Source organism: Hoeflea marina (genome assembly GCF_003182275.1).
GTDB lineage: Bacteria > Pseudomonadota > Alphaproteobacteria > Rhizobiales > Rhizobiaceae > Hoeflea > Hoeflea marina.
Genome location: NZ_QGTR01000001.1, coordinates 832,934 through 846,069, shown reverse-complemented (window position 1 = coordinate 846,069; position 13,136 = coordinate 832,934). Strand labels below are relative to the sequence as shown.

At 67.5% G+C, this 13,136-nt stretch carries 6 protein-coding genes; all 6 read left to right on the top strand.

The window, feature by feature from the left end:
* Positions 1-81: 81 nt before the first annotated feature.
* A complete protein-coding gene (gene soxA / locus DFR52_RS03815) occupies positions 82-894 on the top strand; it encodes a sulfur oxidation c-type cytochrome SoxA (RefSeq protein WP_245415214.1) in 813 nt (270 codons plus the stop codon).
* Between the two features lie 111 nt (positions 895-1,005).
* On the top strand, positions 1,006-2,700 hold the full coding sequence (gene soxB / locus DFR52_RS03810; RefSeq protein WP_110030559.1) for a thiosulfohydrolase SoxB: 1,695 nt from the start codon (positions 1,006-1,008) through the stop codon (positions 2,698-2,700).
* Between the two features lie 64 nt (positions 2,701-2,764).
* On the top strand, positions 2,765-4,045 hold the full coding sequence (gene soxC / locus DFR52_RS03805; protein ID WP_110030558.1) for a sulfite dehydrogenase: 1,281 nt from the start codon (positions 2,765-2,767) through the stop codon (positions 4,043-4,045).
* Complete coding sequence (locus DFR52_RS03800) at positions 4,029-5,150, top strand: c-type cytochrome (protein WP_110030557.1); 1,122 nt, start codon at positions 4,029-4,031, stop codon at positions 5,148-5,150. Before soxC ends, DFR52_RS03800 begins: the two co-directional genes overlap by 17 nt.
* Before the next feature lie 405 nt (positions 5,151-5,555).
* Positions 5,556-11,006 carry an alpha-2-macroglobulin family protein gene (locus DFR52_RS03795; protein WP_110030556.1) on the top strand — a complete coding sequence of 1,817 codons (5,451 nt, stop codon included), beginning with the start codon at positions 5,556-5,558 and terminating at the stop codon, positions 11,004-11,006.
* Positions 11,006-13,096, top strand: a complete 2,091-nt coding sequence (gene pbpC, locus DFR52_RS03790) for a penicillin-binding protein 1C (RefSeq protein ID WP_110030555.1) — start codon at positions 11,006-11,008, stop codon at positions 13,094-13,096. Before DFR52_RS03795 ends, pbpC begins: the two co-directional genes overlap by 1 nt.
* The last annotated feature ends 40 nt before the right edge of the window (positions 13,097-13,136 follow it).

Sequence of the window (13,136 nt, the reverse complement as noted above, 5' to 3'; positions counted from 1 at the left end):
CGGGTTGGGGCCCTTTGTTGTTCTTCGGTGGGAGGAATTGAAGTGACTAAGCGATTGATGACATCGGGACTGGCGCTGGCGATGCTGCTGGCCGGCATGGTGGGCTCGAGGGCCGATCCGGTCGACGACACGCTGGTGATCGACGGACAGGAAATGATTTCCCGCGCCAAGGCACCGGAAGGGCATCCCTTCGACGAGGTCCTGTCCGGCTGGCTCTTCCGGGAAGGCGAGACTCGCGCGCTTGAGGTTGATTCGTTCGAAAATCCCGGCATGCTTGCTGTCGAGGAGGGCGAAGCGATCTGGAACACGGTCGAGGGCACGGCCGGCAAGTCCTGCGCCAGCTGCCACGACGACGCTTCGGTCAGCATGAAGGGCATTGCGGCCAATTATCCCAAGTGGGACGCCGACTCGAAGAAGCCGATCAACATCGAACTGCAGATCAACAAGTGCCGGACCGAGAACATGGGCGCCGAGGCCTATGAATTCGACAAGGGCGGGCAGCGGGAACTGACAGCCTTCATCAAGAACCAGTCGCTGGGCGTGCCGGTGCAGCTGGATCTGACCCAGGGCGACCTGCAGTCGTGGTGGGAAAAGGGCAAGGATGTCTATTACACCCGCACCGGCCAGCTCAACCTGTCCTGCGCCTCCTGCCACGAGGCTTCGATGGGCAAGTACATCCGCGCCGACCATCTCAGCCAGGGTCAGGTCAACGGCTTTCCGACCTATCGCCTCAATTCCGGCCTGACATCGCTGCACAACCGCTTCCGCGGCTGCATCCGCGACACCCGGGCCGAATTTCCGAAGGCATTCTCGGACGAGTTGATGGCGCTTGAGACCTATGTCACCTGGCGGGGAACCGGCCTGTCGGTCGAAACGCCCTCGGTTCGCCAGTAGGCGCCATATGCCGGGCGGCAGCGCGCCGCCCGGATCGACTATTGAAATCCAACGCATGCCCCGACGCTGGCCACGAGCCGGCCGGAGCGGAATATTGTCCGGAGTTGAGACATGATCAATCGGCGCGAATTCCTGATGGCAACGGTGGCGCTCTCCGCCATCGCCGGCCCGGACTTTCGGGGCGGCTGGAGCAAAGCGTCCGCCCAGCAGATGCTCAGCGAGGACGATCTCCTGTCGATGGACGGAGTCGGCACAGTCACGCTGATCCACATCACTGACATCCATGCCCAGGTCAAACCGCTGTATTTCCGCGAGCCGTCGATCAATCTCGGCGTCGGCGAGGTCAAGGGCCTGCCGCCGCATGTCACCGGCGCCGACTTCCTCAAGCTCTACAACATCGAGCCGGGCAGCCCTCAGGCCTATGCGCTGACATCGGAGGATTTCGTCTCGCTGGCCAAGAGCTACGGTCGGATGGGCGGTCTCGACCGGGTGGCGACGATCGTCAAGCGGATCCGCGCCGACCGCGGCGAGGACAATGTGCTGCTGCTGGACGGCGGCGACACCTGGCAGGGCTCCTACACCGCCAACCAGACCGCCGGCGCCGACATGGTCGAGCTGATGAACGCACTCTCGCCCGACGCCATGACCGGGCACTGGGAATTCACCTATGGCGCGGAGCGCGTCAAGGAGCTTGTCGATGGTCTGCCGTTCTCGTTCCTCGGCGGTAACATCTACGACGCCGAGTGGAACGAGCCGGCCTTCGAGGCCTGGAAGATGTTCGAGAAGGGCGGCGTCAAGGTCGCCGTCATCGGCCAGGCGTTCCCCTACACGCCGATTGCCAATCCGCGCTGGATGTTCCCGGACTGGTCCTTCGGCATCCGCGAGGAGGACGTGATCAAGAACGTGGCGGACGCCCGCGCCGCCGGCGCGGACGTGGTGGTGCTCCTGTCGCACAACGGCTTTGACGTAGATCGCAAGATGGCGAGCCGCGTCGAGGGCATCGACGTCATTCTCACCGGCCACACCCATGATGCGCTGCCCGAGCCGGTCATTGTCAACCAGACGCTGGTCATTGCCTCGGGCTCGAACGGCAAGTTCGTCTCGCGGGTTGATCTCGACGTGCGCGGCGGCAAGGTGCAGGGCTACGGCCACAGGCTGATCCCGGTGTTTTCCGACGTGATCGCGCCGGATGCGGAGATGACCGCGCTGATCGACAAGGTGCGCGCGCCCTACGAGGCGGAACTCGCCCGCGAGCTCGGCCGGACGGACTCGCTGCTTTACCGCCGCGGCAATTTCAACGGCACCTTCGACGACCTGTTCTGCGATGCGCTGCTGTCGGAGCGCGAGGCCGACATCTCGCTGTCGCCGGGCTTCCGATGGGGCGCGAGCCTGTTGCCAGGGCAGGCGATCACGGTGGAGGATCTGCACAGCGCCTGCGCCATGACCTATCCGGCCGCCTACCGATCGATGATGACCGGCACCACGATCAAGGACATCCTAGAGGACGTGGCGGACAACCTGTTCAACACCGACCCCTATTACCAGCAGGGCGGCGACATGGTCCGGCTCGGCGGGATGGGCTACACGATCGACATCAACCAGCCGATCGGCTCGCGCATTTCCGGCATGACGCTGCTCAAGTCCGGCGAGGCGATCGAGGCCGGCCGCGACTACGCGGTCGCCGGCTGGGCATCGGTCAACGAGGCGACTGAAGGCCCGCCGATCTGGGACGTGGTCGAGGCGCATCTGGCGAAGAATCCCGTCGTCACGGTCAACGAAAACCATTCGGTCAAGGTCATCGCCTGACCGCAGCACAGGCGCCCGACGGCGCTGACGAATTCACAGCACGAGTACCTACCTGGAGATGCGCATGACATCCACGAGCATCATCGACTCCGCGTTGCAGCGGTCGCGACGATCCTTTCTGAAGTCGGGACTTGCCGGCGGCGCCGCGCTGATGGCGGGATCCGCCGCTGCGCGGGCGGCGGGCGATCCGCTGATCACCGAGATTCAGGACTGGAACCGCTATCCCGGCGATGGCGTCGACGCGGCACCCTATGGCCAGCCGTCGCAATTCGAGGCCGAAGTGGTGCGCCGCGATGTCCCCTGGCTGACGGCCGACCCGATCTCGTCGATCAACTTCACGCCGCTGCACGAGCTCGACGGCATCATCACGCCCAACGGACTGTGCTTCGAGCGCCATCACGGCGGCAAGGCGGTGATCGCCCCCGCCGACCACCGGATCATAATCAACGGCATGGTCGATACGCCCCTGGTCTTCACGATGGAGGACCTTAAGCGGTTCCCGCGCGAGAACCGCATCTACTTCCTCGAATGCGCGGCCAATTCCGGCATGGAGTGGCGCGGCGCCCAGCTCAACGGCTGTCAGTTCACCCACGGCATGGTCCATTGCGTGATGTACACCGGCGTGCCGCTCAGATACCTGCTGGCCGAAGCCGGGGTGAAGCCGGGCGGCTCGTGGCTGCTTGCCGAGGGCGCCGATGCGTCCGCCATGACCCGCTCGATTCCGATGGACAAGGCGCTCGACGATTGCCTGGTCGCCTTCAAGATGAACGGCGAGGCGCTTCGCCCCGAACAGGGTTATCCGGTCCGGCTGGTGGTGCCCGGCTGGGAGGGCAACATGTGGGTCAAGTGGCTCCGGCGCCTGGAAGTGGGCGATGCGCCCTGGGCGCAGCGCGAGGAGACGTCGAAATACACTGACCTCATGCCCGACGGCAAGGCGCGCCGGCATACCTTCCTGATGGACGTCAAGTCGGTGATCACCAGCCCCAGCCCGCAGGCGCCGGTCACCCACGGCAAGGGGCCGCTGGTGATCACCGGGCTTGCCTGGTCGGGCGGCGGTCGGATCTCCCGCGTCGATGTCACCATCGACGGCGGCCGCAACTGGCGCACGGCGCGGATCGACGGACCGAGCCTGCCCAAGGCGCTGCACCGGTTCTATCTGGAAATCGACTGGGACGGATCGGAGATGTTCCTGCAGTCGCGCGCCATCGACGAGGACGGCTATGTGCAGCCGACGAAGGACGCGCTTCGCGCCGTTCGCGGTGTCAATTCGATCTATCACAACAATGGCATACAGACCTGGCAGGTCAGGACAGACGGGATGGTTGAAAATGTCGAGATTTCTTGAGATGTTCACCGTCGGTGCATTCGTGGGCGGCGTGCTGTTGCTCGCACCCGGCCCGGCGCACGCCGATGGCGACCCGGCACTTGGGGAAAAGGTGTTCAAGAAGTGCAGCGCCTGCCATGCGGTGGGCGAAGGAGCCAAGAACCGGGTCGGACCGGAACTGAACGCTGTGGTCGGCAGGGCCGCTGCCACGGTCGAAGGCTACCGGTATTCCAAGCCCATCGTGGCTGCCGGCGCGGACGGTCTCGTCTGGTCGGAGGACACGCTGTCGCAGTTCCTTGCCGACCCCAAGGGTTTCCTCAAGGGCACCAAGATGGCCTTCGCGGGACTCAAGAAGGACGACGACATCGCCGATGTCATCGCCTATCTGAAGACGTTCGGCGGGCCCGACAAGGCGGCCGACGCCGCCCCGGCAGAACCAGCCGCCGAACCGGCCGAAACGGCTGCCGGGACGCCGGCAGCGCCGGAAATGGAAACCGGCAGCGCCGAAGCCGCGGCCGCACACGGCGTGCTGCACCTCGGCAGGCCGGCAACCGCCGACGAGGTCGCCGCCTGGGACATCGACGTCCGGCCGGACGGGCTTGGGCTCCCGGCGGGCCAGGGGACGGTGGCGCAAGGCGAAACCATTTTTGCCGAACAGTGCGCGAGCTGCCATGGTGATTTCGGCGAGGGCGCCGGTCGCTGGCCGGTGCTGGCGGGCGGGCAGGACACACTGACGCGCGAGCGCCCGGTCAAGACCATCGGCTCCTACTGGCCCTATCTCTCGACGGTCTACGACTATGTCCGCCGCGCCATGCCGTTCGGCAATGCCAGGTCGCTCAGCGATGACGATGTCTATGCGCTGACCGCCTATGTGCTCTATCTCAACGACATCGTCACCGACGAGGATTTCGAGCTCAGCAAGGACAATTTCTCGCAGGCGCGCCTGCCCAACGAGGACAACTTCATCGAGGACGACCGCAAGTCGGAACCCGGCATGGCCGACAAGACCGAGCCCTGCATGAGCAACTGCATGGCCGAGCCGGCCGGGGTCTCCATGCGGGCGGCGGTGCTGGACGTGACGCCGGACGCGGACAACGAGGACCAGGGCGCGGGGTCCGTCGACTGACAGGTGTCGGCAATAGTGCATGCCGCCCGAAAGTGTGCAGCGGTTTCGGGATCACGACATGCATAATTACAAAGAGCTAAAGCACATCGCGTGAATGCGAATTCACGCGATGTGCTTTAGCTGAACGTCGCGATGGGGCGCGAGGCGGTGCTGACCGGCGGCGTTCCCTGCCGAGCCGCCGCGGCCCGATGCATCGCCGACCCGGCACGCGGCGACCGCGCCGGGTCGGCGCGGGCGTGCCGCCGGGTCTGCATGGTGCGGTTTCACGAGGGAAGTAGAAGCGGCAAGTATTTCCGCAGCGGGCGCTTCCGAATGTCACGCTTCAGGTCTATCGTGAGCGCGGTTCCGCAAGGTTGAATCCTGCCGGGCCGGCCGAGGGGCAAGTTGTTGACGTGGGAGTGTGTCATGCTGAAGGTGTCGCGTTTTGCCGCTCTGTTGCTCCTGATCTTTGCCGCGCTTCCGGCGCTTGCCGCCGACGGGCGGACGATCGAGACCACGCCCGATTCAGACTATTTCGGCTTCGACCTGCGCACGGTGCAGAACATCGGTCTCGACGACTGCAAGGCAATCTGCCTCGGCGACAGCCAGTGCAAGGCGTTCACCTACAACACCAGGGCAGCCTGGTGTTTCCTGAAGTCCGACTACAACCAGATCAACAGCTTTCCCGGCGCCGTTGCCGGACGCGTGGTCGCCGACACGGGTGAACCCGACATCGGTGCCGCGCCGGATCTGGGCTTCCTGCCGGCCACGAGCAGCGACGAGGCGCGCAATTACCGCGACCGCAACATGGCCAATCATGACGGCGCTTCGCTGAGTGCCGATGCGCTGATGCGCAACGCCACCGCCGCCATGGGCGCGTCCGACTATGCCGCCGCCATCCGCGGCTTCGCTGCCGGCGTCGCCGCCGATCCGGAGCGCGGCGACATCTGGCTCGAGCTGTCGCGTGCCGCAAATGCCTACAAGCCGGTCGACGACACGGTGGCCCGCGGCCTGCGCTCGGTGGCGATATCCTCCGCCATCAATGCCTATCGGACATCCCGGACGGCAACGCTGCGTGCCGATGCGCTGGCCGCGCTCGGCACGGCCTTCGTCGCCACAGAAGACTGGCGGCCGGCTCTCGATTCCTGGCGGGCAAGCCTCGCCATCAGGGAAACGCCCGGGCTTCGGGCCAGCTATGCCGAGTTGCGCAGCCGCAAGGGGTTTCGCGTCGTTGACAATGCGGTCGACTCCGACGCCACCACGCCGCGCATCTGCGTGCAGTTTTCCGAGGCGCTGCGGGGCGACCTCGACTATGCCGGCTATGTCAGCGTGCCGGAGGCGCCCAGCGCGGCCATCGAGGTGGAGGGCCAGCAGATCTGCGTGGACGGGCTCGAACACGGCCAGCGCTATCACGTGACCCTGCGGGAAGGACTGCCGGCGGCCATCGACGAGGCGCTGGAGGCGCCGGTCGAGCTGACCGTCTATGTGCGCGACCGGGCGCCGACGGTGCGCTTTACCGGCAGCAACTTCGTCCTGCCCTCCAAGGGGCGGCACGGCATCCCGATGGTGTCGATCAACGCCACCGTGGCCCATCTCAATCTCTACCGCGTGGGCGAGCGGGCACTGACCACCGTGCTGGCGGGGTCCGACTTCCTCAACCAGCTCGACTCGTACAGCACCGGGCGCCTGGCCGACGAGACCGGGGAGCCGGTGTGGAAAGGCGACATCGAGGTGACGCCCGCGGCGAACAAGGAGGTGGTAACCTCCATCCCGCTCGACGAGGTTCTGCCCGAGCGCAGGCCCGGCGTCTATGTGCTCACCGCCGTGGCGGAGGGGGACAAGAGCGATGACTGGGCGCCCAGGGCCACGCAGTGGTTCGTCGTCTCCGATCTCGGACTGTCGACCTTTGCCGGAACCGACGGCCTGTCGGTCTTCATCCGTTCGCTGGAGTCCGCCAGGCCGGTCGGCGACGTCACGCTGACGCTGCTTGCCCGCAACAACGAGGTGCTGGGCACCGCCAGCACCAATGCCGACGGCAAGGCGGTGTTCACCGCAGGGCTGATGCGCGGCACGGCCGGGCTTGCGCCGGCGGCGCTTCTTGCGCGCAGCGGCGAGGATGATTTCGTCTTTCTAGACCTCACGCGCGGTGGCTTCGATCTTTCCGACCGCGGCGTTTCCGGGCGCGTCGCCCCGGGCGCCATCGACGTGATGGCCTGGACCGAGCGCGGCATCTACCGCCCCGGCGAGACCGTTCATCTCTCGGCGCTTGTGCGCGACGACAAGGCGGAGGCGCTGACCGGCATTCCGCTCACCGTGGTGCTGCAGCGGCCCGACGGTGTCGAGGACCGGCGTCTGGTCAGCGACGGCGCGGCGCTCGGCGGCCATGCGCTGGCGCTGGCGCTCGCCGACAACTCGATGACCGGCACCTGGCGGGCGCGGATCTTCACCGATCCGGACCGGGACGTGCTGATCGAGAAGACATTCCTGGTGGAGGATTTCCAGCCCGACCGGATCGAATTCGACCTGACGGCTCCGGCTGTGCCGTTGACCACGGGGGAGCCGGCCACGGTTGCCATCGACGGCCGCTATCTCTACGGCGCGCCGGCGGCGGGCCTGTCCGCCGAGGGCGAGGTGGTGCTGCGCCGCTCGCGCGGTCGCGAAGCTTTTCCCGGCTACGAGTTCGGTCTCGCCGACGAGGAAATCAGCGACGCCCGCATCGCGCTCGACAGCATCGAGCCGCTCGACGAGAACGGGCACGGCGAAGTCGAGGTCGCCGTCGACGAGGTGATGGCAACGACGCAGTTCGTCACCGCCGAGGTCACCATCCGCCTGAAGGAAGCGGGGGGCAGGGCGGTGGAGCGGCAGACGACGCTGGAGGTGGAGGCCGACGGCGATCGCATCGGCATCCGCCCGCTGTTCGAGGGCGGCCAGGCCAAGGAAGGCGGCGAGGCGGGGTTCGCGGTGATTGCGGTGGCGCCCGACGGCTCGCGCGTCGCCATGGATGGCGCCGAATGGACCCTGGTCCGGGTGGAGCGCCAGTACCAGTGGTACCGCAGCGGCGACAGCTGGAGCTATGAGCCGGTCGATCTTTCCACCAAAGTCGATGACGGGACGGTCGATATCGGCACCGACGGGGTGGCCACGATTTCGGTGCCCGTGGGCTGGGGTCGCTACAGGCTGGAGATCGCCGGCGGCGAGGGGGCCGAATCAAGCGTTCTGTTCGACGCCGGCTGGTATGTCGCCGCCGCCTCGACCGAGACGCCCGACGGGCTGGAAATCGCGCTCGACAAGGACAGCTACCAGACGGGAGATACGGCAAGGCTCAGGATCTCGCCGCGCTTTGCCGGCGAGGTGCTGGTCACGGTCGGCGCCGAGCGGCTGATCACGGTCGATACCGCGTCCGCGGGTGTGGACGGCGTCACCATCGACCTGCCGGTGACGGAGGACTGGGGCAGCGGCGCCTATGTGACGGCGACGCTGTTCCGGCCTGCGGGTGAAGCGGAATCGCGCATGCCGGCCCGCGCCATCGGGGTCAAGTGGCTGACCGTCGAGCCCGGCGGGCGCAAGCTCGACGTGGCGATCGACCTGCCGGCGCAGCTGCCGCCGCGCGAGCCGCTGCGGGTGCCTGTGCGTCTTGCGGGGCTGGCGGGACAGCAGGCCTATGTGTCGATTGCCGCCGTCGATGTCGGCATCCTCAACCTGACGCGCTACGAAACACCGGATCCCGAATCCTGGTATTTCGGTCAGCGCATGCTGGGGCTCGAGATCCGCGACATCTACGGAAATCTCATCGACGGGTCGGCCGGGGTTGCCGGTCGCATCCGCACGGGCGGCGACGGCGCCGAGATGCGCGCCGATGGCAGCCCGCCCAAGGAAAAGCTGGTGGCCTTCTTCGAGGGGCCGATCGAGGTCGATGCCAATGGCATGGCCGAGGTCAGCTTCGACCTGCCGCAGTTCAACGGCACGGTCCGGGTCTCGGTGGCGGCGTGGAGCGCGAAGGGCGTGGGTCACGCCGAGAAGGACATCATCGTGCGCGATCCGGTGGTGATGACGGCGAGCCTGCCGCAATTCCTGACACCCGGAGACGAATCCCGGCTCCGCGTCGACTTCGCCAACACCGATGCTCCCGCCGGCACCTATCAGGTGGCGCTTGCCTCCGGCAACGGCCGGGTGGAGATCGGCGGAGAGACGAGCCAGTCACTCACCCTTGCCGAAGGCGGCAGGGCGACGCTGTCGCTGCCGCTGACCGGCATGGCGATCGGGACCGACACCATCACAGTCAGTCTCGAGGGTCCCTCGGGACTGGCGGTCAGCCATGTGGAGCAGATCGAGGTGCGGCCATCGGCGATGCCGGTGACCACCCGGCGGGTGGTTGCGCTGGCCGGCAATGGCGGCACCCTGCGGATCGACCGCGAACTCATGGAGGGCAACGTGCACGAAGGCGCCGCGGTCACCGTCGGTGTCACCCGCAACGCCGCCTTCGATGTCGGCTCCCTGCTGATGGCGCTCGACCGCTACCCCTATGGCTGCGCCGAGCAGACGACCAGCCGGGCGCTGCCGCTGCTCTATCTGAGCGAACTCGAGGAGGGTGGCAGCTTCGACAGCGATCAGGCTGTCGCCAAGCGGATCAACGACGCCATCACCAGGCTGGTGTCCTACCAGTCGTCATCGGGCAGTTTCGGCCTGTGGGGTCCGGGGTCGGGAGACCTCTGGCTTGATGCCTATGTGACCGACTTCCTGACGCGTGCGGCCGAAAAGGGGTTTGCGGTGCCGCCCGAGGCCAGCCGTCTGGCGATCGACAGCCTGCAGAACACTCTGGCCTACACGACCGACGTGGCGGCGGACGGCTCCGGCATGGCCTATGCGCTCTATGTGCTGGCGCGCAATCGCAAGGCATCGGCGAGCGACCTGCGCTACTATTCCGACACGCGCCTCCAGTCCTTTTCCGAGCCGCTGGCGCGGGCCCAGATCGGGGCGGCGCTGTCGCTCTACGGCGATGCGCCGAGGGCGGTCGAAAGCTTCCGTTCGGCCTTCGTCCAGGTCAAGTCGTCGGCGGGGCTGGTGAGTTCGCGCAGCGACTATGGCTCCACGCTCCGCGACGGCGCCGGCATCCTGGCGCTTGCCAGCGAATCGAGCCCGAGTGCGGAATTCCTCGGCGAACTGGTGGGCTTCGTCAGCGGCCAGCTGGAGCAGCGGCGGCAGACCAGCACTCAGGAGAATGTCTGGATGGTGCTTGCCGCCCGCGCGCTCTCCGAGGCCAACAGGGGGATTGCACTCAATGTCAACGGCGAGGAGCAGACGGGCGCCTATTCGCGGCGGATGAGCGGCGACGAGTTGCTGGCCGAACCGCTGACGCTGGTCAATCGCGGTCCCGAGCCGGTCGATGCGGTGGTGACGACGATTGCCGCTCCGTTGCAGCCGTTGACGGCGGGCGGCGACGGCTTCACCATCGACAAGGGCTATTACACGCTGGAGGGCGAGCCGGTCTCGATCTCCGAGGTCGAGCAGAACCAGCGTTTCGTCGTGGTGCTGCAGATGAGCGAGGCGGCGTCCTGGACGTCGCGGGTCATCGTCACCGACCTGCTGCCCGCCGGCTTCGTCATCGACAATCCGCGGCTGGTCGGCAGCGCCGAACTCTCCAACATGGACTGGCTCGGGGCGGCGGACGCCAACCACGCGGAATTCCGCGCCGACCGGTTCGTGGCGGCCTTTGACCGCACCGCGTCGTCGAGCCGGGATTTCAAGGCGGCCTATGTGGTGCGCGCGGTCTCCCCCGGCACCTACACGTTGCCGGCGGCCGTGGTCGAGAACATGTACCGGCCGGAACTGGCGGCGCGAACGGCCACCGGCATCCTGGAAATCACGGCGGCGCCCTGATGCGCCGTCGATTCCGGGTCTTTCTGGCCACAGCCGCCGCCGTGGCGTCCGTCGTGTGCATCAGCGCTGCGGGCCTGGCCTGGGCCGACCGGGCCTTCCCGCCGCCGCTCGACCACTCCGCCGGCCTGTCGCGGCAGGTGACGGGCGAGGGCGGGGCGCTGCTCAGGGCCTATGCGGCGCCGGACGGACGCTGGCGGCTGCCGGTCGAGCTGTCCGCCGTCGATCCGGATTTCATCGCCATGCTGATCGCTTACGAGGACCGGCGCTTCCGCCGGCACCACGGCGTGGACCCGCTGGCGGTGCTGCGTGCCGGCTGGCAGTTCGTGAGCCATGGCGGGCGCATCGTCTCGGGCGGCTCGACGCTGACCATGCAGCTGGCGCGGCTGATCGAGCCGCGCGACGAGCGGTCGGTGACAGCAAAGCTCCGCCAGATGGCGCGCGCGCTGCAGATCGAACGACGGCTGACCAAGGACGAGATCCTCGCTCGCTATCTCTCTTATGCGCCCTATGGCGGAAACATCGAGGGAGTGCGCGCGGCGAGCCTGTCCTGGTTCGGTCGGGAGCCGCGGAAGCTCACCCTGTCGCAGTCGGCGCTGCTGGTGGCGCTGCCGCAGCTGCCGGAGGCGCGACGGCCGGACCGGCATCCCGGCGAGGCGCGGATTGCCCGGGACCGGGTGCTGCGGCGGATGCACGAGGCGGGTCTGCTGCCTCAATCCGAAGTCGGGCGCGCGGCGCTGGCGGCGGTTCCGCATCGCCGCCAGACCATGCCGGACCTTGCCGCACATCTGGCCGACGAGGCGGTGCGAACCCGGCCGATGGACCAGGAGATCCGGCTTACCATCCATGCCGAGGTGCAGCGAAATCTGGAAAAGGTTGCCGCCGAGGCGGCGGGTTGGCTCGGTCCGCGCCAGTCCGTCGCCCTGGTGATGGCGGATGCGCACAGCGGCGAGATCATCGCCTCGGTGGGGTCGACCGGTTTTCTTGATGATCAGCGCTTCGGCGCCATCGACATGACGCGGGCAATCCGTTCGCCCGGCTCGGCGCTCAAGCCGTTCATCTACGGTCTTGCGCTCGAGGATGCGGTGGTGGCGCCCGAGACGCTGATCGATGACACGCCTGCCAATTTTTCCGGCTACCGGCCGCGGAATTTCGATCTGAGCTATCAGGGCGAGGTGACGGTGCGCGACGCCCTCCAGCGTTCGCTCAACGTACCGGCGGTAAGGCTGCTGCAGGCGGTAGCGCCCGAGCGGCTGCTGGCGCGGCTCAGGCGCGGCGGCGTCAGGCTTGACCTGCCCGATGGCGGCGCGCCCGGGCTGGCGATCGGACTCGGTGGCGCGGGGCTGACGCTGAGGCAGTTGGTGCAGCTCTACACGATCTTTCCCAACAATGGAGCGGCAACGGTACTCAGCGACGGCATCGACCCGCGGCCTCCGGCGCCGCTCGATGCGCCGGTGCTCAGTCCCGTGGCCAATTGGGAGACGCTCGACATTCTCGCCGGCGTGCCGGCGCCGCAGGAGGCGGCGCGGCTCGCCATCGCCTACAAGACCGGCACCAGCTACGGCTACCGCGACGCCTGGGCGATCGGCTTTGACGGCCGGCACGTGCTCGGTGTCTGGGTCGGGCGCGCCGACGCCACGCCGGTTCCGGGCATGGCCGGGGTGTCGACCGCGGCGCCGCTGCTGTTTGATGCCTTCGCGCGTTCGGGCGTGGAACTGGCGGCGCTGCCGAGACGGCTTGCCGGCATCCGGGCCCGGTCGCGCGCCGACCTGCCGTTCGCGCTGCGGAAGTTCCGGCCGGACGGGGCGATGGGCGAGGGACCGCTGATGGCCAGTGCTCCCGAAATCGTCTTTCCCCCCGATGGCGCGAGGGTGGATCTGGGGGCCGCCGCTGGGGCAGGGACAGCGCAGCCGCTGGCGCTGAAGCTGCAGGGCGGAACCGCGCCCTATCGCTGGATCGTCAACGGACGTCCATTGCCGGATACCACCCGGCGGCGCAACATCTCGTGGTCGCCCGACGGCGCGGGTACGTCGAACCTCACGGTGATCGACGCCCGTGGACGCGCCGCGAGCGTCAGCGTGGTCATCGAATAACGCGGCCATGACGGCCGTTCCCCGCCGTGGCTGTCGTCTC